At 43.1% G+C, this 26270-nt stretch carries 21 protein-coding genes, 7 tRNA genes and 1 pseudogene; 18 read left to right on the forward strand and 11 right to left on the reverse strand.

Annotated features, from left to right (window positions below; all coding sequences use genetic code 11):
* Positions 1-33: 33 nt before the first annotated feature.
* The 6 genes from C505_RS0110885 to C505_RS0110910 form a co-directional block, all read right to left on the reverse strand.
* Positions 34-1185 (reverse strand): cupin domain-containing protein, encoded by a 1152-nt coding sequence (locus C505_RS0110885; protein WP_018692649.1) that lies wholly within the window; start codon positions 1183-1185, stop codon positions 34-36.
* Positions 1186-1244: 59 nt separating this feature from the next.
* On the reverse strand, positions 1245-2615 hold the full coding sequence (gene purB / locus C505_RS0110890) for an adenylosuccinate lyase (protein ID WP_018692650.1): 1371 nt from the start codon (positions 2613-2615) through the stop codon (positions 1245-1247).
* A 61-nt stretch (positions 2616-2676) separates the two neighbouring features.
* Complete coding sequence (gene hflD, locus C505_RS0110895) at positions 2677-3294, reverse strand: high frequency lysogenization protein HflD (RefSeq protein ID WP_018692651.1); 618 nt, start codon at positions 3292-3294, stop codon at positions 2677-2679.
* A gap of 2 nt (positions 3295-3296) precedes the next feature.
* Positions 3297-4397 carry a tRNA 2-thiouridine(34) synthase MnmA gene (gene mnmA, locus C505_RS0110900; RefSeq protein ID WP_018692652.1) on the reverse strand — a complete coding sequence of 367 codons (1101 nt, stop codon included), beginning with the start codon at positions 4395-4397 and terminating at the stop codon, positions 3297-3299.
* A 226-nt stretch (positions 4398-4623) separates the two neighbouring features.
* Entirely contained in the window at positions 4624-5079 is a 456-nt protein-coding gene (locus tag C505_RS0110905) for an NUDIX domain-containing protein (RefSeq protein WP_018692653.1), read from the reverse strand.
* Positions 5079-5699: a pseudouridine synthase gene (locus C505_RS0110910; RefSeq protein ID WP_018692654.1), complete on the reverse strand. Its 621-nt coding sequence runs from the start codon at positions 5697-5699 to the stop codon at positions 5079-5081. The genes C505_RS0110905 and C505_RS0110910 overlap by 1 nt, the downstream gene beginning before the upstream one ends.
* Before the next feature lie 158 nt (positions 5700-5857).
* On the opposite strand from C505_RS0110910, the gene icd reads away from it, so the two are divergent.
* The 14 genes from icd to C505_RS0110980 all read left to right on the forward strand — a co-directional run bounded on the left by icd (position 5858) and on the right by C505_RS0110980 (position 14846).
* Positions 5858-7117, forward strand: coding sequence for an NADP-dependent isocitrate dehydrogenase (icd, locus tag C505_RS0110915; protein WP_018692655.1), 1260 nt, complete (start codon positions 5858-5860; stop codon positions 7115-7117).
* A gap of 352 nt (positions 7118-7469) precedes the next feature.
* Positions 7470-8117: a UvrY/SirA/GacA family response regulator transcription factor gene (gene uvrY / locus C505_RS0110920; protein ID WP_026317892.1), complete on the forward strand. Its 648-nt coding sequence runs from the start codon at positions 7470-7472 to the stop codon at positions 8115-8117.
* 60 nt (positions 8118-8177) lie between these two features.
* Positions 8178-9995 (forward strand): excinuclease ABC subunit UvrC, encoded by a 1818-nt coding sequence (uvrC, locus tag C505_RS0110925; protein WP_018692657.1) that lies wholly within the window; start codon positions 8178-8180, stop codon positions 9993-9995.
* Between the two features lie 7 nt (positions 9996-10002).
* Positions 10003-10566, forward strand: a complete 564-nt coding sequence (gene pgsA, locus C505_RS0110930) for a CDP-diacylglycerol--glycerol-3-phosphate 3-phosphatidyltransferase (protein WP_018692658.1) — start codon at positions 10003-10005, stop codon at positions 10564-10566.
* A gap of 125 nt (positions 10567-10691) precedes the next feature.
* A tRNA-Gly gene (locus tag C505_RS0110935) sits at positions 10692-10767 on the forward strand.
* A 23-nt stretch (positions 10768-10790) separates the two neighbouring features.
* A tRNA-Cys gene (locus C505_RS0110940) sits at positions 10791-10864 on the forward strand.
* A 5-nt stretch (positions 10865-10869) separates the two neighbouring features.
* Positions 10870-10956 (forward strand) — tRNA-Leu (locus C505_RS0110945).
* Between the two features lie 24 nt (positions 10957-10980).
* Positions 10981-11056 (forward strand) — tRNA-Gly (locus C505_RS0110950).
* Between the two features lie 14 nt (positions 11057-11070).
* A tRNA-Cys gene (locus C505_RS0110955) sits at positions 11071-11144 on the forward strand.
* 12 nt (positions 11145-11156) lie between these two features.
* A tRNA-Leu gene (locus tag C505_RS0110960) sits at positions 11157-11243 on the forward strand.
* A gap of 32 nt (positions 11244-11275) precedes the next feature.
* A tRNA-Gly gene (locus C505_RS0110965) sits at positions 11276-11351 on the forward strand.
* Positions 11352-11613: 262 nt separating this feature from the next.
* A complete protein-coding gene (locus C505_RS0110970) occupies positions 11614-12432 on the forward strand; it encodes a phosphate/phosphite/phosphonate ABC transporter substrate-binding protein (RefSeq protein ID WP_018692659.1) in 819 nt (272 codons plus the stop codon).
* Positions 12433-12442: 10 nt separating this feature from the next.
* Positions 12443-14092, forward strand: a complete 1650-nt coding sequence (locus tag C505_RS0110975; RefSeq protein WP_018692660.1) for a sensor histidine kinase — start codon at positions 12443-12445, stop codon at positions 14090-14092.
* 322 nt (positions 14093-14414) lie between these two features.
* Positions 14415-14846, forward strand: a complete 432-nt coding sequence (locus C505_RS0110980; RefSeq protein ID WP_018692661.1) for a hypothetical protein — start codon at positions 14415-14417, stop codon at positions 14844-14846.
* Positions 14847-14864: 18 nt separating this feature from the next.
* On the opposite strand, the gene cmoB is transcribed toward C505_RS0110980, so the two are convergent.
* Genes cmoB through C505_RS0110995 form a run of 3 tightly spaced genes read right to left on the reverse strand, consistent with a single transcriptional unit; the run spans position 14865 to position 17475 of the window.
* On the reverse strand, positions 14865-15830 hold the full coding sequence (cmoB, locus tag C505_RS0110985) for a tRNA 5-methoxyuridine(34)/uridine 5-oxyacetic acid(34) synthase CmoB (protein ID WP_018692662.1): 966 nt from the start codon (positions 15828-15830) through the stop codon (positions 14865-14867).
* A gap of 25 nt (positions 15831-15855) precedes the next feature.
* Positions 15856-16587, reverse strand: a complete 732-nt coding sequence (cmoA, locus tag C505_RS0110990) for a carboxy-S-adenosyl-L-methionine synthase CmoA (protein WP_018692663.1) — start codon at positions 16585-16587, stop codon at positions 15856-15858.
* Positions 16588-16641: 54 nt separating this feature from the next.
* Positions 16642-17475 (reverse strand): DUF72 domain-containing protein, encoded by an 834-nt coding sequence (locus C505_RS0110995; RefSeq protein ID WP_018692664.1) that lies wholly within the window; start codon positions 17473-17475, stop codon positions 16642-16644.
* 75 nt (positions 17476-17550) lie between these two features.
* Here C505_RS0110995 and C505_RS0111005 point away from each other — a divergent pair, with 75 nt between their 5' ends.
* Positions 17551-20373 carry a diguanylate cyclase domain-containing protein gene (locus C505_RS0111005; RefSeq protein ID WP_083938325.1) on the forward strand — a complete coding sequence of 941 codons (2823 nt, stop codon included), beginning with the start codon at positions 17551-17553 and terminating at the stop codon, positions 20371-20373.
* Positions 20374-20603: 230 nt separating this feature from the next.
* Positions 20604-21866: a hypothetical protein gene (locus tag C505_RS0111010; protein WP_026317894.1), complete on the forward strand. Its 1263-nt coding sequence runs from the start codon at positions 20604-20606 to the stop codon at positions 21864-21866.
* 148 nt (positions 21867-22014) lie between these two features.
* On the opposite strand, the gene ribA is transcribed toward C505_RS0111010, so the two are convergent.
* Together ribA and C505_RS24895 are read right to left on the reverse strand one after the other, a co-directional pair.
* A complete protein-coding gene (gene ribA / locus C505_RS24890) occupies positions 22015-22671 on the reverse strand; it encodes a GTP cyclohydrolase II (RefSeq protein ID WP_051090604.1) in 657 nt (218 codons plus the stop codon).
* Positions 22663-23082 (reverse strand): annotated as a pseudogene (locus C505_RS24895) (NADAR family protein); the annotation flags it as partial. The pseudogene C505_RS24895 and the gene ribA, both read right to left, overlap by 9 nt.
* Before the next feature lie 427 nt (positions 23083-23509).
* Here C505_RS24895 and C505_RS0111025 point away from each other — a divergent pair.
* Both C505_RS0111025 and C505_RS0111030 read left to right on the forward strand, forming a co-directional pair.
* Positions 23510-25195, forward strand: coding sequence for a TIGR03545 family protein (locus C505_RS0111025; RefSeq protein ID WP_018692668.1), 1686 nt, complete (start codon positions 23510-23512; stop codon positions 25193-25195).
* Between the two features lie 14 nt (positions 25196-25209).
* Positions 25210-26250 carry an NADP(H)-dependent aldo-keto reductase gene (locus C505_RS0111030; protein ID WP_018692669.1) on the forward strand — a complete coding sequence of 347 codons (1041 nt, stop codon included), beginning with the start codon at positions 25210-25212 and terminating at the stop codon, positions 26248-26250.
* Positions 26251-26270: the final 20 nt, after the last annotated feature.

Raw genomic sequence — 26270 nt, forward strand, 5'->3', positions numbered from 1 at the left:
GGGCCTCTGGCCCCAGCTTATTTTAAAAGAAACTTATTCATCTAAATCTTCGAAATACCAATATCCCTGGTTAATCAATTGGGTGAGTGCATTCCAGAATGATTCATCTGCTTCCAAGGCTTCGACATGTGAAGCACTGATTCTTTGTCTCCCAGTGACTGTTTGCACCGCTGCTAGATTGTCTGGGTGCAATTGAACACAGGTCTGATTGACAAACCATTGGATACAATGTGGCTCAGTGATGTAAAACGTGCGAACACCACCTAATCGTCTCAAAGGAGTGCTTTGAATCGTCTCGATAATTTCCGTCAGGGTGTACTTTGGCTCTGCTGCTTCTAGATCCAATTCATGTTTCGCCTCACTCAGGAAACTTCCCAGCCATTGATGGAAAAGCGCATCATCATCCAATAGCTGTTTCATCATGTTTCGGATTTGCTCAATGTGCTTCGGTTCAAAGTGTCCAGGATTTGTTTGGATCTCATCAAATTTGTCTTTAAAGCGTGCGTCACCCATATCCAGATCAATCAAGTGATCCGCAAACGCACTGAACATTTCTCTTTGATTCGGTGCACGAAATCCAATGGAATAATTCAAGCTCGGCTCAATCGCATAGCCTTCATGAGGGCAAAATGGTGGAATATAGAGGATATCGCCTGGCTCAAGCACATCGTCAATTTTTGCTTCAAAGGGCTGAACTTGCTGCAAACTTGGATGTGGGCAATGTTGTTCAAGGTCCGTATCGACTTCGCCTACGCGCCAGCGTCTGCTGCCTTGCCCTTGAATGATAAAGACATCATATTGATCGATGTGCGGTCCAACACCCCCTTGGGGGGTTGAATAACTGATCATCACATCATCTACACGCCAATTTGGTAATAGTTGAAATGGCACCAGCATATCAGAGACTTCAGGGTGCCAATGATCCACAGCTTGAACCAGCAAAGTACTGTGAGACTCACCCAATGATTCGAAGGACTCAAATGGACCATGCGTGACATGCCAGCGATCTTGGTTGGTGACAATCCGTGATTCAACCGCTTCTTCCATTGCAAGGCCGGCAAGTTCTTCTGCTGAAATTGGATCTTGAAATTCAGCAAAACCACCTTTGATGAGTATGGGGCGCTTTTGCCAATAATTCTTAATAAAGATTTCTGGTGTGATTTGATCCCAGTGAATCGTAAACATGATACCTGCCTAGGAGAAAGGAAATGAGAGGGCAGAATGAATCTGCCCTGTTATGAAGTTTAATTTAACTCGTCAACAAATGCTTCAGCACGACCAATATAAGTTGCAGGTGTCAGTGCTTTTAATGATGTTTTCACGTCTTCTGGTAGCGCTAAGCCATCAATGAATACTTGCATTTGAGCCTGATCTACGCGTTTTCCACGTGTCAGCTCTTTGAGCTTTTCGTATGGTTTTTCAATACCATATCGACGCATCACGGTTTGAATTGGTTCAGCAAGAAGTTCCCAGTTGCTATCTAGCTCTTTTGCTAGACTTTCTTCATTGACTTGGAGTTTGCTGATGCCTTTGAGTGTTGCATGTAATGCGATCAATGTATGACCAAAACCGACACCAAGGTTACGGAGAACCGTAGAATCTGTCAGATCACGCTGCCAGCGAGAAATCGGAAGTTTTGCAGCTAAGTGATCGAAAATCGCATTGGCTATGCCTAAGTTACCCTCTGAATTTTCGAAATCGATTGGATTCACTTTATGTGGCATCGTGGAAGAACCAATCTCACCAGCGACAGTTTTCTGCTTAAAGTGATTCAGCGCAATGTAAGCCCAGATATCGCGATCGAAATCGATCAGAATCGTGTTAAAGCGAGCAATCGCATCAAACAATTCTGCAATGTAATCGTGCGGCTCAATTTGCGTTGTGTAGGCGTTCCAGGTCAGGCCAAGTGAATTGACGAAGGACTCGGAAATTTGATGCCAGTCTGCATCTGGGTATGCGCTGAGGTGAGCATTATAATTCCCAACAGCCCCATTGAGCTTGCCCATCATGGCAACTCTTGCAATTTGATCACGTTGGCGTTTTAAACGAACGTAGACATTCGCAAACTCTTTACCCAGTGTTGTAGGTGTCGCTGGCTGTCCATGTGTTCTTGCCATCATTGGAATCGATTTATATTCAATCGCTTGCTGCTTTATGGTATCAAGTAGTTGATCACAAAGCGGGAGCAACACTTCATCGCGCGCTTCCGTCAGCATAAGCCCATGAGACAGGTTATTGATATCCTCAGATGTACACGCGAAATGAATGAACTCATTGATAGCATGAAGCTCAGGATGATCTGCAATTTTTTCTTTTAGGAAGTATTCGACTGCTTTGACATCATGATTGGTTGTTGCTTCGATGGTTTTGACACGTGCAGCATCTTCAAGAGAAAACTGCTCAACGATATTATTCAGAACCGTCATGGCTGAGTCGCCAAGTGCCGGGACTTCTGTAATTTCGTCGATTTGTGACAGCTTCTGCAGCCAGCGGACTTCAACAATCACCCGGCTTTTGATCAGGCCAAATTCGCTGAAAACTGTGCGTAGTTCAGTAACTTTGTTGCCGTATCGTCCGTCAACGGGTGAAATAGCTGTGAGAGCAGAAAGTTCCATAGGGATTGGATCTCCAAGGTTATATCACGGATTAAGGGTCATTTTAGACAAATTCGATTGTTTAGGATGTCAGGATCTGCCTGGCTTCCTTCGCAAGTTTTCCTCTGGAAAAGAGCAGATGTCGGCGTTTACCACCCATCTGACGCCATAACACAGCTGAGCGAACTGCGCATAACAAAAGTGTGCGTATCAAATACTGGTTCCTTGGCTTTTTGAGGTGTACACCTTCACCAAGAATATGAATCGGTTGAGCCAGTGGACGAAGAACATCTGAATAGATTTGAGCAAAGCCTTCAATCATTGCGTCATCTAAGAGTTCAACATGGAGTTGACGACGCTTCATGGTCTCTAAGCGGCTTGATAATTCACCAAGAGACTTTTGTGAACGTGAAAGTTGGCGCTCCATTCCAAGGAGTGCGATCACGTAGCGTGTAATCTGCATATTTGCTTGAGGTGAACGGGTCATGGCATCTTCCATCGTTTGCAGACCAATGGCAAGGTGAGACACCTCACCGTATACATCTTCAATGGAGTTTGGCTCTGTGTTGAGAAGTGTATTCAGCATCATCTCCAGATGGGTATCCGAAATATGGCCAGACCTTGCGATTTCCTGGATCATTTGAGCAGCCAGATATACACCGGATAAAGGCAATACCTGGTTGTAGAGTAACTTCGACATAATTATTTTATCGCTTTGTCAATAATGCCGCCCCCTAAGCACACGGGGCCATCATAGAAAACAACGGATTGTCCCGGCGTCACAGCTTTTTGTGGGTCATCGAATATGACTTTGACGCGGTCCTCTTGTTGCGGGATCACCGTGCAAGGGATATCTTGTTGGCGATAACGCGTTTTAACGGTACAGGTGAATCGCTCAGTTTTTGGTTCGCGATCGATCCAATGGAGCTGATCAGCAACCAGTCCTTCTGAGAATAAACGAGGGTGATCTGCACCCTGACCAACAATCAGTACATTTCGATCTAAATCTTTGTCAATGACATACCATGGATCTGCGCCCATATCACGCATACCACCGATTTGTAGCCCTTTACGCTGACCAAGTGTGTGGTACATCAGACCTTCATGATCACCAATCACCTGACCTTCTGTAGTTTCGATTTTACCTGGTTGTGCTGGAAGGTAGCGCTGTAGGAAGTCTTTGAATTTACGTTCACCAATAAAGCAGATCCCCGTACTGTCTTTTTTGTCATGGGTGATCAGGTCATTTTGCTTCGCAATATCGCGAACTTCAGACTTGTCTAACTCGCCAACTGGGAATAAAGTTTGTACTAAATGCTCGTGACTGAGTGTGTAAAGAAAATAACTTTGATCTTTATTTGAATCTAAACCGCGGTGCATTTGTGTTTTGTCTTGATTGTCATTACGTCTGACATAATGGCCCGTTGCAATGTAATCTGCACCTAATGCCTCGGCTGCAAACTCAAGAAATGCTTTAAACTTGATTTCTTTGTTGCACATGATGTCTGGATTTGGCGTTCTACCTGCTTTATATTCAGCAAGAAAGTATTCGAATACATTATCCCAATATTCAGCTGCAAAGTTCACAGTGTGAAGCTCAATTCCAAGCTTTTCACAAACTTGTTGAGCGTCTTTCAGATCTTCGGCAGCAGCACAGTACTCATCTGAGTCATCTTCTTCCCAGTTTTTCATGAACAAGCCTTCCACCTGGTAACCTTGTTCTTTCAACAAATATGCGGAAACGGAAGAGTCGACACCGCCAGACATACCGACGATCACTTTTTTACTGCTGTTATCAATCATATTCTGCAAGACTATCTGAAATTGCTGATGGGTCGAGGATTATATCAAATCAAACGCAAGGGTGAAATTGATCCATAGAAATTATTCCTTAGAAAGTACTTAGTATGAACTTCAAATTTTTATTCGGAAATTTCTCGCTTTTCACACAGACAGTTCAATCGCTCTCATCAGGCATCGTAGGTTTAGGCACAGTAGGTTGAAGCAAGGTAAGTTTAGGCAGGTAGGTTCAGGCATAGTAAGTTTTGAAAAGAGCGAGGTCGGCACGTTGCCCAAGCCGATAAGACTCAATATCGGCTTCGATCATTGGGCTTCTTAATTGAGAACGCAACGCAATAATTTCCTCGGAAGAATACCAGCGCGCACTGAGTATTTCTCTATCTTGAGGAAATAGATGTGGTTTTTGCGTCCCAGGGATCTCGAGTAGAAATGAAAAACGCAGATACGTTGTTTGGTTTGATGCTTCCAGTAAGTGGATCCCAAGGAGCGAATTTGGCTCAAATTCTAGCCCGGTTTCTTCAAACAGCTCCCGACAACAGGCTTGCATGAGGTTCTCGTGAGCTTCCAGGTGGCCTGCGGGCTGATTAAAAACTGTTTTGCCCGTTTGCTTGTCTTTTTCTTTGACTAGTACAAAAGAATTATCACAAACGACAAGACAAGCTACAGTGACATTGGGTTTAAACATCAACTGACCTTTATATATTGGCCTGGAGCAATACCATCCAGTGTCCAATTTCCGATACGATATCGTATGAGTCTAAGTGTAGGATGTCCGATGTGAGCTGTCATCCGGCGGACTTGTCTATTTCTTCCTTCATAAATTGTGATTTCCAGCCAGCAGGTTGGAATCGACTGGCGTTCTCGGATAGGAGGTACCCTTGGCCATAGGTTTTTGGGTTCATCCATTATTCGTATTTTTGCGGGTTTTGTGATGCCATCTTTGAGTAGAACACCTGCACGAAGTTGATCCAGAGACTCTCCTGTTGGGATCCCTTCAACCTGCACCCAGTAGGTTTTACTTGTTTTTGCGTCAGGGTGTGCGAGTTGATGCTGGAGCTTCCCGTTATTGGTCAAAACAAGTAAGCCCTCACTATCCCTATCTAATCGGCCAGCTGCATAGACATGAGGAATATCCACATAATCAGCCAAGGTTTTGCGTCCCTCACTATCTTGAAACTGTGTGAGGACTTGAAAAGGCTTGTTCAGTAATAAAATGATGTGTGGTCCGGTCTGCTTGCGTTGATGATGTGGTTTACGGCGTGCGTGTCTTTTGACTAACGTTCTCGAATTGTTCACTGCTTTCACGTTTGGATTAAGGGGTTTAACTCGCGATTTAAATACTTTACTATGCTTGGACCTCTTAAGCTAGTGTTGGCGCATAGTGAATCAATATGTAGCGTTTCAATACAAATGACGGCTTAGCACACGAACTCCATGTTCCCTACAAATGAAAATAAAGGAGAATGATTGTGGAAAGTAAAATTGTTGTTCCCAGTCAAGGCGAAAAAATTACCTATCAAAATGGTCAGCTCCAAGTTCCCAACAACCCAATTATCCCATATATCGAAGGCGATGGTATTGGTGTTGATGTTTCTCCCGCAATGATTAAAACCGTCGATGCAGCGGTTGAAATTGCTTATGGTGCTGAACGCAAAATTGAGTGGATGGAAGTGTATGCAGGGGAAAAAGCAACGCAAGTTTATGACAAGGATACTTGGCTGCCTGACGAAACACTAGAAGCGTTTAAAGCATATCGTGTTGGGATTAAAGGCCCACTAACCACACCAGTTGGCGGTGGTATTCGTTCTTTGAACGTGGCGCTTCGCCAGATTCTGGATCTGTATGTTTGTCAGCGTCCGGTGCAGTGGTTTACTGGCGTCCCTTCACCTGTGAAAAACCCACAAGATGTGGATATGGTGATCTTCCGTGAAAATTCAGAAGATATCTATGCAGGTGTTGAGTGGAAAGCGGGCACAGAAGAAGCAGATAAAGTCATCAAGTTTCTTCAAGACGAAATGGGTGTTTCAAAAATTCGTTTCCCACAACAATGTGGTATTGGTGTGAAGCCAGTGTCTGAGGAAGGCACCAAACGTTTGGTTCGTCAGGCAATTCAATATGCAGTGGACAATGATCGTGACTCGGTGACTTTGGTACACAAAGGCAACATCATGAAGTTCACAGAGGGGTCTTTCAAAGATTGGGGTTATGAGCTTGCTCGTGAAGAGTTTGGCGCCGAACTTCTGGATGGCGGACCTTGGTGTTCATTCAAAAACCCAAATACAGGCCGTGAGATTGTTGTCAAAGATGTGATTGCTGATGCGATGCTCCAGCAGATCATTTTACGTCCTGCGGAATATAGCGTTATTGCAACACTCAATTTGAATGGTGATTACCTTTCTGATGCATTGGCTGCACAAGTCGGTGGTATTGGGATTGCTCCAGGTGCAAACTTAAGCGATGACGTTGCTATTTTTGAAGCGACGCACGGTACTGCACCAAAATATGCTGGTCAAGACAAAGTCAATCCAGGGTCTGTGATCCTTTCTGCGGAAATGATGCTTCGTCATCTTGGCTGGAAGGAAGCTGCGGATCTTATTCTTCAAGGGATGTCAGGTGCAATTGAAGCGAAGACTGTGACCTATGACTTCCATCGTTTGATGGATGATGCACAGCTCATGAAGTGCTCTGAATTTGCAGATGCGATTGTGAAACACATGCGTTAAGCGAGAAGTGAATCAAGATAAGCTCCAGGCTGCGCGTTCATCTATCGTGCAGCCATTTGATAACCTTCCCGATTTCTATCAGAAAAATCCCTAAAAAATGCATATCATTTCTTTACTTTAGAATGGATTGTGATAGCTTCATACCGTTCAGGTACATTTGCAGTCATTTGGATTAATTTTGCAGCGAAAGTGCCCGAATTTATTCTTTGTCTGTTTTCTTCTATCTTTGATACAGATTGAGGATAGCCAAGAAGGAAAGGCAAGTGACCAAGGTTGCTGAACAAACCCCGAACCCTATGGGCCAAAAATAACAGTAACCTTGATCGGCCCAATTTGATGTGGAGATCATTTCTTGATTAACGTTTTTCTAGTAGATGACCATGAGCTTGTAAGGACCGGAATCAAACGTATATTGGAAGATATTCGGGGTATTAAGGTTGTCGGCGAAGCGGAAACTGGAGAGGATGCTGTGCGATTTTGTCGTGCAAATTCGCCGGACGTTGTGCTCATGGATGTCAACATGCCGGGTGGTGGCGGTTTAGAAGCAACACGGAAGATCTTACGTTACAACCCTGATACCAAAGTGATCATGCTGACAATTCATGCAGAAGATCCTTTACCAACGAAAGTGATGCAGATCGGTGCTTTTGGTTATTTGACAAAAAGTGCTGCACCGGACGAAGTTGTCCATGCAATCCGAGCAGTCAATAGTGGTCAGCGATACATCACACCGCAAATTGCCCAGCAAATGGCGCTGAACCGCGTGACAGGGAAGCAGGAAGATAACCCTTTTGAGAGTTTGTCTGAGCGTGAATTGCAAATTATGTTGATGATCACATCAGGAAAAAAAGTGCAGGATATCGCAGAACAACTCAATCTAAGCTCCAAAACGGTCAATAGTTACCGATATCGGATGTTTGAAAAGCTTGGAATTAGTGGTGATGTTGAATTAACCCATCTCGCTGTACGGTATGGGATGATTGACGTCGAGAAAATTTAATTTTTAGAGGCAAAGCATTAAGTATGCTTTGCCTCAACCAAACTTGCCTCAGCCAACTTCATGACAAACCAGCCTTTTGATTCAAAAAACTTTCTAAAACACTTAACTTCCGAACCTGGCGTTTATCGAATGTATGATAGTCAGGAGACGGTCATTTATGTCGGTAAAGCAAAAGATCTCAAAAAGCGGCTTTCCAGTTACTTCCGAAAGAATATCGACAATGGCAAGACCCGTACGCTTGTCAAACAAATCTGCCAAATTGAGATCACGGTGACGCATACAGAAGCGGAGGCACTGATTCTGGAAAGTCATCTGATCAAAAAGTACAAGCCGCGCTATAACGTTTTGCTCAGAGATGATAAGTCTTATCCTTATATTTTGGTTACTGATCATCGTCATCCCAGAATCAGCTTTCATCGAGGGGCAAAGAAAGAAAAGGGCGATTATTTTGGGCCTTACCCAAGTGGTGGGGCTGTACATGAAACGCTGCGATTAATGCAGAAGGTCTTTCCAGTTCGGCAATGTGAGGATGCTTATTACCGGGCAAGAAGCCGCCCATGCCTACAGTACCAGCTGAAACGTTGTTCTGCGCCATGTGTGAATAAAGTGACCGATGAAGCTTATCAGCATCAAGTCGCACTTGTCCGTTTATTTCTCTCTGGCAAAAGCGAAACAATCGTAGAAGACTTGATCCAGTCGATGGAAGCTGCAAGCCTTGGATTGCGATTTGAAGAGGCAGCCTTGTATCGGGATCAAATTGCGATGATCCGGAAAATCACGCAACAGCAGTATGTGACAGGACAGTCGCAAGAGTTGGATATTATTGGCTTTCATTATGAAAATGGGATCGCATCTGTTCATGTTCTTTTTATTCGTGATCATAAAGTGTTAGGAAGCCGAAACTATTTCCCCAAAGTGCCAAATTTCAGTCAATCGGAAGAGGTGTTTCAGTCCTTTTTATTGCAGTTTTATTTATCTGGTAACCGACAGATCCCGAAAGAGATTGTTTTGTCACATTCACTTCATGATAGTCATGTACTTCAGGATGCAATTCAGCAGACTTCTGGGAAAAAAGTAAAAATGACTTTGAAACCCAGAGGGGAGAAGGCAAAATTCCGTGATCTGGCAGAACGAAATGCGACAACAGCCTTTCAAGCGAGGCAATTGGATAAAAGTCACATTTCGGCACGCTACCAGGCACTCAAGGAACTATTGGATCTCGATGACATTCAGCGGATGGAATGCTTTGATATCAGCCATACGATGGGAGAACAAACGGTAGCGTCTTGTGTCGTGTTTCAGTCGGATGGCCCTTGTAAAAATGAATATCGGCGATTTAATGTGACTGGGATCACCCCGGGTGATGATTATGCAGCAATGGCCTTTGCACTGAAAAAACGTTATGGCAAAATTGCAGAGTCACAAAAAATCCCCGATGTGATTTTTATTGATGGGGGACAGGGGCAGCTTGCACAGGCAGAATCTTTTTTTGCACAGTGGCCTCATGATAAAACACCGATTTTGGTCGGTGTTGCAAAGGGAACTTCTAGAAAACCAGGTTTGGAAACGCTTTTATTCCATGGTGGAACACAAACAATCGCATTGTCTCGTGATAACCTAGCGCTATTGTTGATCCAACATATTCGTGATGAGTCACATCGTTTTGCGATTGCTGGTCATCGGAGTCAACGTGGAAAAGCAACACGAAAGTCCCAGCTAGAGAATATCGAAGGGATTGGACCAAAGCGTCGACAAGCATTATTAAAATATTTTGGTGGCCTGCAAGGCGTCCAGGCAGCGTCAATTGAAGAATTGGCAAAAGTGCCTGGGATAAGCAAAGCGCAGGCCCAAGTCATTTATGAAACCCTACAAAATTAGGTGAACTATGAAGTGGAATATCCCGAATGTCTTGACGACATTCAGATTGATTTTAATTCCTGTTTTTTTATTGTTTTATTATTTGCCGGTTTCCTGGAATCACTTTGCTGCGGCATTTGTATTCTGGTTAGCTGCGATCACCGATTATTTTGATGGGTACTTGGCAAGAAAGCTAGGACAGTCAACGCCATTTGGCGCATTCATTGATCCGGTTGCGGATAAACTCATGGTGACCTGTGCGCTGGTGGTGTTAGTTGAGGACTTTAATGCGATCTGGATCACTCTGCCCGCCATTGTGATTATTGGTCGCGAAGTTGTGATCAGTGCACTTCGGGAGTGGATGGCTGAGCGGAATAAGAGAGCGACAGTTGCAGTGTCCGATGTTGGGAAATATAAGACAGCAGCTCAGATGCTTGCGATTATGGGAATACTGTGGCAACCAAACGATATGATCGTTGGGGTTGGTGCATTTTTACTGTATATAGCTGTTGTGCTGACTTTCTGGTCGATGTTTACCTATTTAAAAGCAGCGAAAAATGAATTATTTGCTGCGGATAATGAAGCAAAATAGCTATTTTACGAGCGAATGAGATAAAAAACGTCCAAACAGTTCAATCGAATGGATTTAATAGTTGACTCGCCAGCGATAAACCGTAAAATGCCACCACACAAACGATGAAGCTTCGGTTTCATTGAGCGGGAATAGCTCAGTTGGTAGAGCACAACCTTGCCAAGGTTGGGGTCGCGAGTTCGAGTCTCGTTTCCCGCTCCAAATTTTGTAATATGTCAGAAAATGGCGGGTTGGCAGAATGGCTATGCAGCGGATTGCAAATCCGTGGACCTCGGTTCGACTCCGGGACTCGCCTCCATTTTCGCCCGGGTGGTGGAATTGGTAGACACAAGGGATTTAAAATCCCTCGCTGGTAACAGCGTGCCGGTTCAAGTCCGGCCCCGGGCACCATTCCCATATTACAAAATTCGGATTGCGAGTATAGCTCAGCTGGTAGAGCGCAACCTTGCCAAGGTTGAGGTCACGAGTTCGAACCTCGTTACTCGCTCCAATATTTTATGCAATGGCGGGTTGGCAGAGTGGCTATGCAGCGGATTGCAAATCCGTGGACCTCGGTTCGACTCCGGGACTCGCCTCCATAAAAATATTCTGCCCGGGTGGTGGAATTGGTAGACACAAGGGATTTAAAATCCCTCGCTGGTAACAGCGTGCCGGTTCAAGTCCGGCTCCGGGCACCATTCCACAATTTGTCGGTAAGACAAAAAAGATTGCGAGTATAGCTCAGCTGGTAGAGCGCAACCTTGCCAAGGTTGAGGTCACGAGTTCGAACCTCGTTACTCGCTCCAATCTTTCTTCATGAACAATTCAAATCAGTCGATATTCGTCCGTAGACTCTTTAAACGAAAGTCTCTGTTTTACACTCTTCGTTCATGCGATTTAAGTATACCGTTGATTTTATCCCTCCTCGCTATTGATACCATGATCACTAATATGTTCCAAACAAATTTTAGACTGCTTACTTTGGGATGATTTGTATAAACTGTACCTTTCTTATCAACATGATTCGTCTAAACTTTGATAAAAACTTCTCCCTTGAGGCTTTCTTCAATGCAACGGATATTCATTTTGGTTTTGCTCGTGTATTTATTCTCTTTTTCTGTTGAGGCGAAGCAGATCACGTTTGGTATTGTTCCGCAACAATCCGCTGCTACCCTTGCGAAAAAATGGGGGCCAATCTTAAAATTCCTATCACAAGAGACGCAACATGATGTTGTCTTTCGTACAGCGAATAATATTCCTGAATTTGAGAAACGGGTGTTAGAGGGAAAATATGACGTTGCATACATGAACCCTTATCATTACACCGTATTTCACCAAAAACCCGGGTATGAAGCATTTGCGAAACAAAAAAATAAAAAAATTCGAGGTATCCTCGTTGTAAAAAAAGACTCGACGATAGATGATCTTAAAGGCCTGGCAGGGCAAACACTTGCTTTTCCTTCCCCAGCGGCTTTTGCTGCGAGTGTCATCCCAAGAGCAACGTTGACAAACCAAACGATCCCATTTCAACCACGCTATGTTTCTTCGCATGACTCGGTATATATGAATGTTTCCAAGGGGTTTATGGTCGCAGGTGGTGGGATAGAGAGAACATTGAACAATACAAATGAAGCTGTAAGAAACAATCTCAAGATATTGTGGAAAACACCTGGGTACACGCCGCATGCGTTTGCATTCCACCCAAAACTTGCTCAGGATATTCGTGAGAAAATGTCAATGGCTTTATTGAAGCTCAACGACTCACAAGAAGGACAAGCATTACTGAAAAAAATCAACTTTAAAGGTATTGAGGCAGCAAAGGATCAAGACTGGGATGATGTCCGTGCGCTCAATATCAAATTGCTTGATCACTTACTAAAAAAATGACCAAGCATCTATGTCTATCCGTCTAAAGACGATACTCGGGGTTGCACTGATTGAAGCCATCTTATTGGCTTTGTTATTAAGTTTCACATTAAATTATCTCAAGACGACCAACTATCATGGGCTGGATCAACGTGCCCGTTCAACTGTCAATTTATTCGCTTCAACGGTCAAAAATGCAGTGCTTTCTTTTGATTTAGCAACCGTAGACTCTTTTACGCAAGATTTGTTATCCAATCAAGATATTCTATACGTCGCCGTGTTTGGCGAAGGGCATACTCAACTCTCTGCATATGGTCAATTACCTGAGGCTTTTACTCAAGATTTACTGGAAGATGATTCATCGAGTGTCTTAGACAGTATTTTCGATGTAAAGGCGAATATAACACAGTCTGATATTGAATTTGGCTCTGTTTGGATTGGTTTCGATATGACTGTTCTTAATCAACAAATTGAAGAGGCGAAACGTTGGAGTACTTTTATTGTGATCGGTGAGATGCTGCTTGTGGCATTATTTTCCTATGTCCTTGGTGCATTCTTAACAAAACGTTTATCTTTGCTCAAAAACGCAACTGATCAAATTGCTCGTGGCGATAGGGATATTGATCTTCATACGGATGGTAAGGATGAACTCTCCGCTGTGACGCAATCTTTTATGAAGATGGTTGAACAAATCAAACACTCAGAAGCCATGACGAGAAAATATCAGCTTGAGTTAGAAGATGCGAATGAAAACCTTGAAGGAAAAGTACAGCGGCGCACAGCGGCTTTAGAGAAATCAAACAAGCAACTCATCGCAATCAATACGAAACTTCAAGAAACAAAAGATAAACTTGTGGAATCCGAAAAAATGGCCTCGATTGGGATTATGGCTGCTGGGGTTGCCCATGAAATTAATAACCCGATGGGTGTCATAGATGGTAATTTGCAGATGTGTCAGCAATATTTTACAACCTACCAACAATGGGTCACCCAATATCAGGAATTAACCCATAGTATGCCAGAAGAAAATAGAGAGAGGGTGGTAGAGTGGGAAGAAGAGAATGAGATTGAATTTCTACAAGAAGACGCGATTGATTGTATTGACGGAACATTGAAGTGTGCAAAACGTGTTCAAGATGTTGTGCAAGCGCTTGAGCATTACTCAGTACAAAGCCAAAGTGAACGAACAGATGCAACGGTATTATATCTATTCGATTTACTGAGTACAGTGATCACCCAGCTACAACCCCCAGAAAATATTGAGGTACACATTGATGAGTCTCTTGCGAATATCAAACCGTTGTTTGTGATTCGCTCAGAAATACATACTTTATTTCATGCGCTTTTTAAAAATGCAATCCAAGCATGTGAGCGAAGAGATGATCCTTCAGAAAAAGGACGCATTGAGGTGAGTGCGAAAGAAATGGACCAATTTTTATTGATACAAATGAAAGATAATGGGCCAGGGGTTCAAAAGAGCGCAATCAAGCAACTATTCGACCCATTTTATACAACTTTGCCTGTGGGTGATGGGATGGGGCTTGGGTTAACATATTGCTATGATATCGTACGGCACCATCGAGGAAAAATTGAAATTAAAAACGCCACGACACAGGGTGTTATCGTACAACTGACCTTACCGCTTGCCAATGACCAGCAACAATCGCAAGAAGCGAGCTAGCTTGAGCACATGCCCTGATGAGCTTTTCTCTTTCAACAAGAACACACACTGTTTTTCGAAAATAGTCACTTTATTGTTCAACAAGAAGACAAATGTACTTTTGAGTGCTGTGAATTATATTCACTCAAAGGGTTGAAGCATTGCCTTCAACATCATATCCAATCTCTAGAAAGTGCAGGACTACTCAGTATGGAGCCTTATGGAAGGAACTTCTAAAAATAGAGACTACCGCTATTACATAAAGTTTTGTGAAAGAGAGCATTCAATTGCTTTCAAGAAATGGACTATTGTTTAATAAAAGCTTCATGATGATGAAAAGGTTATGATTTCCCCAGGGTTAAAAAGAGGGGTCTTGGCATTGGAAGCCATGATGCTTATCGGTCCAGTGACGATCTACCTGACAATTGCGACCATTGTATTGGTCGTACTGGTTGTTGGGGGCTTGGTAACGCCGCCTTATACACTCGATAAATTCAAAGGTGGATTTGCCTGGCCGCTTTTTGTGACAGATATTGCGGGTGTTTACGCCATGGTGATCCTATGGAAACTCGTCCTACGAACCATCCGCCATCGTCGTTTTCACTTTGGTCGTTGGTTTTACTTAGGATGCGCTAGTGGTGCAGTAGCTGCTGTAGGTGTCGGATATATTTTTGATGAAACTGCGGTTTATATTGCTGTGATACCCCCTCTGATCATCGCTGCGCAGTTTATTTATCTCCAGAGAAAGTATTGTCCGCCAGATACTGAAAAGTAATAACTGACGGAACAAAGCTTACTTCGTTGCTGTAATAATTGCACGCAGTGGAGCAGGGTAGCCTTCAATGGTTTTACGGTGATCGTTTGGATCTAAAAAGTCCTCAAGAGACTCGTTTTCCATCCACTCGGTTTTGCGTTGTTCTTGCAGATTCGTCTTATCTAAATCAACGACTTGGATATCTTTAAATCCGACCCGTCTCAACCATTGTTCTAATGCTGCACAACTTGGAATAAACCAGACATTTCGCATTTTGGCGTAACGATCATCAGGAACCAATGATTCGAATTCGTTCCCTTCAATGACCAGAGTTTCCAGAACGAGCTGTCCACCAGGACGAAGCTGTGCTTTTAACTGAGCAAGAAAATCAATCGGCGAACGACGATGGTAAAGGACACCCATAGAGAAAACCGTGTCGAACGCATTCAGCTCTGGTAAATGCTCAACACCAAGTGGTAAAAGGTGAACGCCATTATCTGGATGAAAATGCTTGATGGCCTGGAACTGAGATAAAAACAGCTGAGAAGGGTCGACACCGACGACAAATTCTGCGCCTTCACCACGCATTCGCCATAGGTGGTAGCCAGAGCCACACCCGATATCCAGTACATATCGACCTTTGAGTGGCTCTATATGGGGAATGAGGCGGTCCCATTTCCAATCCGAGCGCCATTCAGTATCAATATGGATGCCGTGTATATGGAAAGGGCCTTTGCGCCATGGCATGAGCTTTTTGAGTAATGCGATGGTCCGTTTTTGTTCACCTTCAGTCAGATCATCCGATTGCCCAAATGTCACACTTTCTTTGATGTCGATGACGGAAGGTGTCGCTTTCGGCAGGTTATCAATCACCTTCTGCCAGTGTTTGAGATCACCGTGTTGTGCTTCAGCATACCAGGATTTGAGATCGCTAGGTAATGTCTCCAACCAGTGGGCGAGACGATTTTGCGCAATCAGGCTGTAAAATTCGTTAAATGCTTTCATGTCTTGTTGTTTTGATGAATGATGATTACTTTATCGCGAACATGGAACAGAAATTAAAACATTGATACCAAGTATCAACATGAGTAAAGCCTGCTGTTTTGAAACGTGTGTAGTGATCCTCACGCGAGTCCGGGATCATCACATTTTCAAGCGCGGTTCTTTTTTGTGAAATTTCCAGTTCGCTGTAGCCGTGTGCGCGTTTGAAATCAAGATGTAGCTCAGTCAATAGATCATGGTTATGTGGATCAGAAAAAACCAATTTTTCAGAAACAATCAAGATACCGCCTTCTCGCATCCCTTGATAAATTTTGGTAATCAGGGCATCTCGCTCATGGGGTTGAATAAACTGGAGCGTGAAGTTTAAGATAACAATGGAGGCGTTTTGGATATCTGCTTCAATGACATCACCCTGTGATACATGCACCGGCACATCCGACTTAAAGCCGTCTAAGTGAATGCGGCAGCGTTCAACCATATCTTTTGACAAATCTATGGCAAAGATTTGGCAATTGTCAGCGGTGATCGTACTTCGCATGGATTGGGTTGCAGCACCAAGAGAGCAACCCAGATCATAAACGTTCGAATTGTCTTGCGCGTACTGACCTGCAATTTTACCAATCGTACTAATGATGGTTTTATATCCAGGCACAGAGCGCTGGATCATATCTGGAAATACTTCAACCACAGATTGATCAAACGAAAAGTCTTCGACCACCTGAAGTTCCTTAGAAAAAATAGTGTCTGTACCGCTATTCATAGACTGAGATCATTTAATTACACAAAAAATTCGGCGCATTTTAGCAAAAATTGCTTAGAACGAGAACAAGTCTCCTTGCATCTGATGCTCTTTTTCTCCTTCCCAAAGTGCCAAAATTGGATGATCGACCTTTAAATCCTGTAAAAACTGTCGGCAAAGCTGTGGGGCGAACTGGTTATCTGGCGTATGGAAAAACAGATAGGGCGTTTTACCCTCACTCAGCCATTGGCTGACTTTTTTTAGCCAGGGTGCGTAGATATCGCGGTTAGTGGTTAAATCTGGATGACCGACGAAGCGAACAATCGGTGAATTTGTCGTGGCTACAGCATGAACAGGGAGCCTTGGCTTTTTCTGCTGTGCGTCAATAATAGCCTCACTCTCTGGTTTTGCAGCGAAAACACCCCGTGTATCCATGATCACGCGTTCGACACCCAAATCACGTAATGTACGATTGAAGGCGATTTCGTGCTGTCCTTTGTCGAAAAAGTCTGGGTGTCTAACCTCAACAGAAAGTTTGAAGTTTGAAAATTGCTCCAGATGAAGAAAAAGTCGTTCAGCATCCGCAGGAGAAAAACGTTTTGGGAGTTGAAAAATAAATGAACCGATATTGTTTTTCAGCGCAGAGAAAAGCTCCAGCCACTCTAAAATCTGGTCTGTATCACAGTGAAGTAAACATTCGTGGGTAAATGATTGATGGATCTTGAAAGTAAACTGGAAAGATTCTGGGATCTGTGATGCCCACATTTCGATAGTTTCGGGCTTCGGAGTTGCGTAAAAGGTTGTATTTCCTTCTACACTGTTAAATACCGAAGCGTATTGGGATAGAAACGTTTGGCTTGAGGTATGGCTCGAAAATAGCGTACCTTTCCAAACTGATTGTGACCACATGGGGCAACCGATATACAGCATAAAGATTAAAGCTTGTTGTCCAGGTTTGTTCAATGGCTTGTATGATAACCAGAGATGACTGGCATATCCATTGTGAATAAGAACTTACGACAACGTTTTTGCTCTCTGATCATCATGTGCCTGATGGGGATCCATGCAGGCGTGGCTGCTGAGCAGTTTAAAATTGCGATCTATGATGACTTCGCACCTTTTCATTACGTGAACCAGGAAGGAAAGCCAGAAGGTGCACTAGTGGATCTTTGGACGCAATGGGCGCTCTTGTATGGACACGAGATCGAATTTGTGATCGTGAAGCCGAAGGATGTGAATCGGTTACTTAAGCGGGGCAAAATTAGCTTTATAGCGGGCGAGCCACACTCTGTTAGCCTTGACGAAGATCGAGAGCAGGGTGATGCGTTATTCCCTGTATATTACAGTATTTACCTACATAAAGACTTGATTGGGATTAATAAACTTAACCAGCTATCACCACTTCAGATTGGTATAACGACTTCAACGCTAAACTCAGAGCTGGTTCAATCTTTACCGGAAAGGCAGTCAATCCGTCAGTTTCCAACCCGTTCTACCCTTCACCATGCGGCCCTACAGCGTGATATTTTGGCCTTTTTAGAAATGGATTTGCGACAAACAGATCCCCTATGGTTGAAACTCACGAGAAACTTCCCCATATCGAAGCGTCTGGCAGTCCAAGCAGACTACATTTCTTTTTCGGTGAAAAAAGGAGATTTTACAAGACAAAAATGGTTGAATAATCAACTTCGTGCGATCCCGAAGGAGCTACAAAAACAAATTGAGTCGAAATGGTTTACCAAGGGACAAGAGGGAAAATCGCTCATTCTAGCGGTGAGCAAAGATAATTTACCTTACATGACCTCTGCATCGGATGGAGAGGCTATTGGTTTATTTGTTGATATCTGGAAAGCATGGTCGCGTGTGACGGGTATCCCAGTTTCATTTATTCCATTTTTAGAAGAAGATGCGGTGAATGCGATCAAAGATGAGCGCGCGGATATTCATATTGCAATTCATGAGGAAGTGGTTGAAGGGATTGGCTTAAAACCGACCGAGCATACCTATTCACTGTTCTATCGACTGTTTATCAATCAAGAGTCGGGGATCCATACGGCACAAGAATTAGCCAATCGTCGCATTGGTGTCATCAAGACTTCACCATTTTTGCCTGAGATCCGGCAAACGATTCCTGATGTACAACTTGTATATTACACCAGTTATATTCATATGATAGAAAGCACGATTGCGGGCGAGATCACTGGTTTTATCGGACCGACAAATCTCACCGAGTATTTGTTGTTCCAAGGACATCTTCAACAGCGCTTTCGGGTTATGGAGTCCCCGAAATATGAAACGCGTCTCTTTGCGGTTGTTGATCCCAAAAATGAAAAGCTCGCAGCTGAAATCAAGAGTGGTTTCGAGCGGTTATCGATTCGTGAGCTTTCAACCATAGAGCGTCGCTGGATCCCAAATCCCAAACATCGTTATTTTAGCGAAGAGAATATTAAGTTTCATCTGACGCAATCTGAACTGGATTGGTTAGAAGCCCACCCTAAAATCCGACTCGGTGTGATGTCGAATTGGCCTCCTTACGAATATTTCAATGCGAAAGGAGATTTTGATGGGATAACTTTGGAATTCTCTAAATTATTAGAGAGTAAGTTGGAAGCGGAATTTGAAATCCTAACATATGATTCTTGGCAGGCACTGTTACAGGCGATGGAACAAAAAGAAGTGGATATGATTTTTAATACTTCTCCTTCACGAACTGAACCATTTTTATCTTTCACACAGCCATATTGGGAAGCGCCAGATGCGATGCTCACAAAAGCAGAGGGAAGTACATATTCGCGTCTAGAAAATCTGTCTGGCGAGAAAGTTGCTGTTGTTCGTAATTTTGCAGTCGAAGAATACCTCAGGCATCAGTTTCCAGAAATAGAGTTGTATCAGGTGGAGTCTTTAAAAGAAGGCATTAAAGCGGTTGATAAAGAAATAGTCGTTGGATTTATCGAAAATTTAGAAGCGCTGGCATTTCTAATTCGCAAACATCAGTATGTAGGCTTTGACTTGTCCATCCCAGAGGATATGGAGACGAAGCAGAATGCGATTGCCGTTCGTCGGGATTGGCCTGAATTCCGTTCTATCGTAGATAAGTTGCTGTCCAGTATACCTGAAGATGATATCCGCCAGATTTATAAGCGTTGGAAGCAGGTTCGTATTGAACAAGGCTACTCGATTGAGCGCGTATTGGAAGTCGGGTTACAAGCGGGTGGTGTGATTGTTGTGATTTTCTGGATCATCCTGTATTGGAACCGACGGCTTCATCGAGAAATTTCACTCAGGCGCGAAGTCGAAGAGAAAATGAAGCATATTGCAACCCATGATGATTTAACGGGATTGCCAAACCGTGTTCTTCTTCGAGATCGCCTAGAACAAGCGGTTGGTATTCATGCTCGTGGGAAGCAAACCTTGGCCTTATGCTTTATTGACCTGGATGGATTTAAATTTGTGAACGATACCTACGGTCATGATGTTGGGGATGAGCTTCTCATTGAAGTGGCAGAACGAATTAAAACAACGATCCGTAAATCAGATACTGTCGCACGATTTGGTGGGGATGAATTTGTATTGCTTTTAGCCAACGTTGGATATCGGCGAGAAGTTGAACAAATCGTGTCAAAAGTATTGGAAACAGTGAAAGAACCTTACCAACTATCAACCTGTGAATCGATTATCGGTGCAAGCATCGGAATTGCAATGTTTCCTGAAGACGGCCGTGATGCAACGGAGCTTCTCAAAGTTGCAGATACACTGATGTATAAAGTGAAGGCCAGTGGTAAAAACTGTTATCGATTTAATGATTAGAGACTTTTGAGCTTTCAGCAGTCACAGCGTGCATTTTCGAAAGAAAAACATACCTGAGTCATCCTCTTTCCAGAATTTTACAGTGCATGACTGTCAGCAATCAAAATTGTATTTAAAGAGAACATTACTCGCAGTTTCAATGGCTTGAGCTAATCTTATTGTCAATGCTTCTTTTACTCAGTGCGAAGCAGCAATAAAAATCATTTGTGCGCGAATACAGGAGATACTCCATGATAGCCATAAATCAGGCCATGGTGGCACTTTTTCTGTGTCTATTTTTAGTTCGATCCTATGCGGTAGAAAATGTTCATATTAGTGGGTTTGGCCAAGTCGTAGCGAAATCGTCCCTTGATAACGATAAACCTTATGGCATGGACGATGCAGATATTAACTTTAAGAACGAATCTCTATTTGGCTTGCAATTTACGGCAAACTTAGCTGATAACTTAAGTGCGACTGTTCAAGCGATTGCTGTTGGGATGGAAGATAATGATGTGGAGTTCCAATGGGCTTACCTTACTTATCTGATTGATAATCATTGGTCCTTCAAATTTGGTAAACTGAGAACCCCTTTCTTTGATTATAGTGAGTATATCGATGTCGGGTATGCTTATCATTGGGTTCGCCCACCACAAGTTGTCTATATACCAGTTTTTAAAAATTTAGATGGTATTGATCTTACTTTTAGCCATCAAATTGGACAGTTTGAGAGTGATTTTGATTTTATTTGGGGGCAGGTCTCAGATACGATCCCACCAGGCCCTGTTGATTTACCTTGGCTTGTTGGCTTCTCTGAGAGAATTTCCTGGGATAAATGGAGTATAGGCGTCTCTTATTTTCGTGCAAAAATGACATTAACCCCGGTTTTTGCGCCAGGAATAGATGCATTTGTGGCATGTTTACCTGGACCCCCAGCGCCATTAGCGCCAAGTCGTGGTTCAGTCGCTGGTGCGATGTGTGAACCCTCGGCACCACCAGGACCAACAGCGCCACCTCGAATGGTTCATCCCGACTTTCAGGATATGGCCAGCGCAATTGATATAGATAGAGAGAAAGGTGAGTTTTATGGGATTTCCCTTCGATACGAGTCCGAGTCGCTTTTGTTTGTATCAGAGGTCACGAAATCTGTCATCGAAGATAGTATATTTACGGATCCACTTTCATATTACCTCACTTTGGGGTATAGCATCGGCGATTGGATGCCGCATATTACGTTTGAAGGCTTTGATGTGGAGCCTAAAACATCAATCCTTGAATTGTATCAATCGAAGTCTTCGCACCCGTTATTTGATGCAAAACAATTAGATATGCTCACAAAAATCATTCAGGATACAAATCAGGATAAACAGATATATACGATAGGTGTGCGTTACGACTTTCACCCATCTGCTGCGATGAAATTTGATATCAATTGGCAGGATTTTGAAAACGAAGTGCAGCCGATACAGGTAGACGCAAAGCTCTTGAGCTTTGCAATTGTATTTACTTTCTAGGATCTGCTGATCTTTCAGCGGTAACAGCGTTCATTTCAGAAAGATCAACAATCCCTAAGTAAGAAGCACAAATTTGTGCTTCTTACTTGAACCATACATGACCACAAAATACCTAGTTTTGGCGACCAGTTATCTGCAAAAACCGTAACTACTCTGCTTTTTTAAGATTCATATGGCTTTTATCAAACATATGCCCCAGTTTCGCAGCTTTGGTATTGATATAGTGGGCATTGTGCTCATTATATCCTTCTTGTAGCTTAACCCGTTCCACAACATTGATCCCGACATCCGTTAATGCTTTTACTTTGCGTGGATTATTGGTCATCAACTTCACCTCACTGACACCAAGAAAACTGAGCATTCCACGACAAAAAGTATAATCACGCATATCTGCTTCAAACCCAAGTTGCTCATTTGCTTCGACGGTATCAGCACCGCCATCTTGCAGACGGTACGCTCGAATTTTGTTCAGCAACCCGATGCCACGACCTTCTTGTCTTAAGTAAAGTAAGATGCCACTTCCATTTTCGACAATGTTTTCCAATGCCTTGGAAAGCTGAAATCCACAGTCACAGCGTGCACTGAATAGTGCATCACCTGTTAAACACTCGGAATGAAGGCGGATCAGAACAGGCTCCCCAATTTTTGGCTTGCCATAACAAAGCGCGACATGATCTTTCCCAGTTTTTGGATCCAGAAAGCCATACATGATGAATGTACCATATTGAGTTGGGAGTTTTGCGTGATCCACATAATGGATCAAATCAAAAGGTTCCTGTTGGGAAAAGTGTTCCCGGACTTCCATGAGTATTTTACCGAGTTCATTTCGCCCAGTACCATCGCCACCATCTCCCCAGAAGCCATCACTTTTGGAATGTTCTTTAATGGGCTTATCGCCAGTGCTGACAAGTAAGTGAATCAGGCTCGGATACTGCCTAAATTTTTCATAGACAATATACTTCATCACATCACAACGGATAAACAACCAATCAGAGCGCACTTGATTTGCATAGTTTCGGCTAAGCTCGAACGCTTTTTCAGGCGTTTCGGCACGCATAATTTCTTCCTGGATTTCCGGGTCCATAAATTTCTGCGCTTGGTAGTAGTGTTCACTGGTCGGCCAAGTGTTGTCGCCGAGTACAATTGGGTGCGATGAGAAATTTGATAAGTAACCATTTTCATGATCCGGTTCATAAAACCAAACTTCACCATTCATGCGATACTCCTTGAATTTAGGCTCTTTGACAAAGTGTGTTTAAGTACCAAAAGAGACTACGTACTTAATGAATACTAGTACACAAAACTGAAACTAATTCTTTGGTTTTAGTTTCAGCTAGTAAAGAAGTTGATATGAATCATATTTTTTATTTAAAAATTTAGTGAACTATCAGAACAAATACTCATCTTAAGAAAATTGTCTTATATGCATATTTTGAGAAGTTAAAAACGCTATTCTTGCGAATTGCACTTAATGATTTGAATTTTCAATGAAAGCGCTCCAAAATAGTGTTTGGCGTGATCCTTTGTTCCAGATCTATCTATTCGGGGTGTTTTTCATCCTATCCTGCATTCTGCGAACACTCTTTTCTTTTAAAAAATGAATAAATGGCTGAAGTGAGTCGGCCGGTTGAAGGGGTTTTTTCATGGTGAAATGGTTGATACGTATTTTACTTGGGCTTGTGATTATTGTGGTTGCAGCATATTTTCTTTTTGCAGATACCTTATTAAAGAAAGGAACAATCACCGCACTGGAGCAACAAACAGGGGCAGAGGTCAATATTGATAGTGCGAGTTTATCTCTTTTTCCCTTTGGTGTGCAATATCAAGGAATTGCGCTGACTGATCCGGGAAAACCATCGCATAACCAAGTCCAGCTTCGTCAGGCACAAGCAGATGTTGAATTGCTCGCTGCAATCAAAGGCAGTTATATTATCGATAATCTGAAGGCAACAGGGATTGCATTTGATAAACCCAGAGGTACCCCAGGAAAAGTGTTTCGTGCACCTCAGAAAATTGAGGAGTCATCTACATCACAAATGTCTCTCGATGATTTACAACTCAGTGCAGAGGCTCTGCTAGAAAAGGCTGATTTGCAAACTCCGAAGGCTGCGGAAAACTTTAAGAAAATCTACGAAGCAGAAAAACAAAAGCTGGAATCACTCAAGGACAATTTACCAGATGAAGCCAAGCTGAAGCAGTATGAGAAAGAACTCAACCAGATCCTCAAAGGAAAAGTAAAATCCATTTCGGACTTTAAAGAAAGAGAAAAGAAGCTCAATGCACTGAAAGATAAAGTCAAGAATGATAAAGCATTGATCAGTCGTTTGAAAAAGCAAATTAAAGAGAGTAAAAAAGCGATCCAAGATAGCTATCAAGTCCTGAAAGACGCACCAAAACAGGACTGGGATAAAATCGAACCGCTGATTCCGACCAACCAAGATAATATTGCGAATCTGGCAAGTGCCTTCGTTGGCGAAAAATTCCGACCTTATATTGTCCAAGCGCTTCAACTCATCCAAGGGTTTTCTTCGAAAGGAGCGACAGAGCCTGGATCGGAGGCAAGCACAGCAAGTGCAAAGCCTGCAATCGGCTACTGGCTTAAAAAGGGTGAAATCTCAGGCGAAGTTGCTGGTGGGCAAGTGCAAATTACGCTCTCTGATATTACTGATGCGCATGCCGTCATCGGAAAGGACAGTCAGATCACCTGGTTAGGGGATAAACTGGCGGGTTCTGCAAAGAGTCAGGCTGCGTTTAACTGGAGTCAGAAAAATATTTTTAAAGGCAAAATGCAGTATGCACTAGAATCACTCGACTTATCCAAGCTTGCGCAGAACACAACGGATAAATTAGCACTGACAGATGGGATCCTTTCATTTGATGGAAAAGGAACCATTGAAGGGGAACAGCTTCAACAAGATATTTCTGCATCAGTCCAAGGACCAAAAATCAAGAGTGACTCCAGTGGGCAGTTGTTACAATCGTTGGTGAAGACAGTCAATCAACAAGAAAAAGCAGATTTCGATTTAGGTATTACAGGTGTGTTGCAATCCCCGCAACTAGAGGTGAAATCTGGTCTGGATAAAGTTTTACAAGGTACATTATCGAGCATGTTGTCGCAAAATGTTGCGCAGGTAAAGGGCGATGTGATGGCGCGCCTCAATCAACAAGTATTGCCGCATGAAAAAGGACTAGAGTCAGAGGTTGGCTCTCTCGATAATTTAGAAAAGCAAATCTCAAAGTCCGACTCTCAACTCTCTGAGCTCATGAAGAAAAAGCTTGAATCTCCAAAGCAAAAGCTCAAAGATAAATTGAAGAGCTTATTCGGCTAAAAAGGAGATAGAAAGTGAAATATAAAAAAATCCCGCATACGTCTTTAGAAGTCAGCCGTATCTGTCTAGGAACGATGACTTTTGGGGAACAAAACACGGAAGCAGACGCGCACCAACAGTTAGACTATGCGCTGGAGCGGGGCGTCAATTTCATTGATACGGCGGAAATGTACCCAGTTCCACCAAGTCCAGAAACACAAGGAAGAACGGAAGCGTATATTGGAAGTTGGCTGAAAAATCCCAGCAAAAGAGAGAAAATGATCCTTGCGACAAAGGTTGCGGGGCCTGATGGTTCTGGCGTTGGATATATTCGTCCGGAGATGCGCTATGACCGCAGAAATATCCAACAAGCCGTTGATGCCAGTTTAGAGCGTTTACAAACGGATTATATTGATTTATATCAGATTCATTGGCCACATCGAAGTTCGAATTATTTTGGAAAGTTGAGCTACCCTTATGAAGAGGATCTCGCACCAACTCCGATTTTAGAGACACTTGAAGCATTGGCGGAACAACAAAAAGCGGGCAAAATTCGTTATATTGGCGTATCAAACGAAACGGCATGGGGTGTGATGACATACTTACGTTATGCTGAACGCCATGAATTGCCACGGGTGGTGACGATCCAAAACCCGTACAGTTTGTTAAATCGTGTTTATGAAGTTTCTTTGGCTGAAGTTGCTCACCGCGAAGGGGTTGAGCTTTTAGCGTATTCGCCATTAGCATTTGGGACTTTAAGTGGTAAGTACTTAAATGGAGCCAGACCGGATAATGCTCGATTGACCTTATATGGACGATTTAGTCGCTATTTGGGGGAGAAGGCACAATCGGCCACAGAGGCTTATGTAAACCTTGCAAAGAATGCAGATTTGGATCCTGCTCAAATGGCGCTAGCTTTTGTCAATATGCAACCCTTTTTGGCGAGCAATATTATCGGTGCGACGACAATGGCGCAGCTCAAAACAGATATTGATTCAGTTGATCTGACCCTGAGTCAGGATGTTTTGGACGAAATCGATCGGATCCATAAGCTGTATACGTTCCCAAGTCCTTAAACAAAGAAAACCAAAAGGTG

Origin of the sequence: Algicola sagamiensis DSM 14643, assembly GCF_000374485.1 — a bacterium.
GTDB classification, from domain to species: Bacteria; Pseudomonadota; Gammaproteobacteria; order Enterobacterales; family Alteromonadaceae; genus Algicola; species Algicola sagamiensis.

What these genes read in the sequence shown, in the direction of transcription:
- C505_RS0110885 (WP_018692649.1), bottom strand. Translation starts at nt 1,185, where the DNA reads ATGTTTACGATTCACTGGGATCAAATCACACCAGAAATCTTTATTAAG.
- purB (WP_018692650.1), bottom strand. Translation starts at nt 2,615, where the DNA reads ATGGAACTTTCTGCTCTCACAGCTATTTCACCCGTTGACGGACGATAC.
- hflD (WP_018692651.1), bottom strand. Translation starts at nt 3,294, where the DNA reads ATGTCGAAGTTACTCTACAACCAGGTATTGCCTTTATCCGGTGTATAT.
- mnmA (WP_018692652.1), bottom strand. Translation starts at nt 4,397, where the DNA reads ATGATTGATAACAGCAGTAAAAAAGTGATCGTCGGTATGTCTGGCGGT.
- C505_RS0110905 (WP_018692653.1), bottom strand. Translation starts at nt 5,079, where the DNA reads ATGTTTAAACCCAATGTCACTGTAGCTTGTCTTGTCGTTTGTGATAAT.
- icd (WP_018692655.1), top strand. Translation starts at nt 5,858, where the DNA reads ATGATTGTGGAAAGTAAAATTGTTGTTCCCAGTCAAGGCGAAAAAATT.
- uvrC (WP_018692657.1), top strand. Translation starts at nt 8,178, where the DNA reads ATGACAAACCAGCCTTTTGATTCAAAAAACTTTCTAAAACACTTAACT.
- pgsA (WP_018692658.1), top strand. Translation starts at nt 10,003, where the DNA reads ATGAAGTGGAATATCCCGAATGTCTTGACGACATTCAGATTGATTTTA.
- C505_RS0110970 (WP_018692659.1), top strand. Translation starts at nt 11,614, where the DNA reads ATGCAACGGATATTCATTTTGGTTTTGCTCGTGTATTTATTCTCTTTT.
- C505_RS0110975 (WP_018692660.1), top strand. Translation starts at nt 12,443, where the DNA reads ATGTCTATCCGTCTAAAGACGATACTCGGGGTTGCACTGATTGAAGCC.
- C505_RS0110980 (WP_018692661.1), top strand. Translation starts at nt 14,415, where the DNA reads ATGATTTCCCCAGGGTTAAAAAGAGGGGTCTTGGCATTGGAAGCCATG.
- cmoB (WP_018692662.1), bottom strand. Translation starts at nt 15,830, where the DNA reads ATGAAAGCATTTAACGAATTTTACAGCCTGATTGCGCAAAATCGTCTC.
- cmoA (WP_018692663.1), bottom strand. Translation starts at nt 16,587, where the DNA reads ATGAATAGCGGTACAGACACTATTTTTTCTAAGGAACTTCAGGTGGTC.
- C505_RS0110995 (WP_018692664.1), bottom strand. Translation starts at nt 17,475, where the DNA reads ATGTGGTCACAATCAGTTTGGAAAGGTACGCTATTTTCGAGCCATACC.
- C505_RS0111005 (WP_083938325.1), top strand. Translation starts at nt 17,551, where the DNA reads ATGACTGGCATATCCATTGTGAATAAGAACTTACGACAACGTTTTTGC.
- C505_RS0111010 (WP_026317894.1), top strand. Translation starts at nt 20,604, where the DNA reads ATGATAGCCATAAATCAGGCCATGGTGGCACTTTTTCTGTGTCTATTT.
- ribA (WP_051090604.1), bottom strand. Translation starts at nt 22,671, where the DNA reads ATGGAAGTCCGGGAACACTTTTCCCAACAGGAACCTTTTGATTTGATC.
- C505_RS0111025 (WP_018692668.1), top strand. Translation starts at nt 23,510, where the DNA reads ATGGTGAAATGGTTGATACGTATTTTACTTGGGCTTGTGATTATTGTG.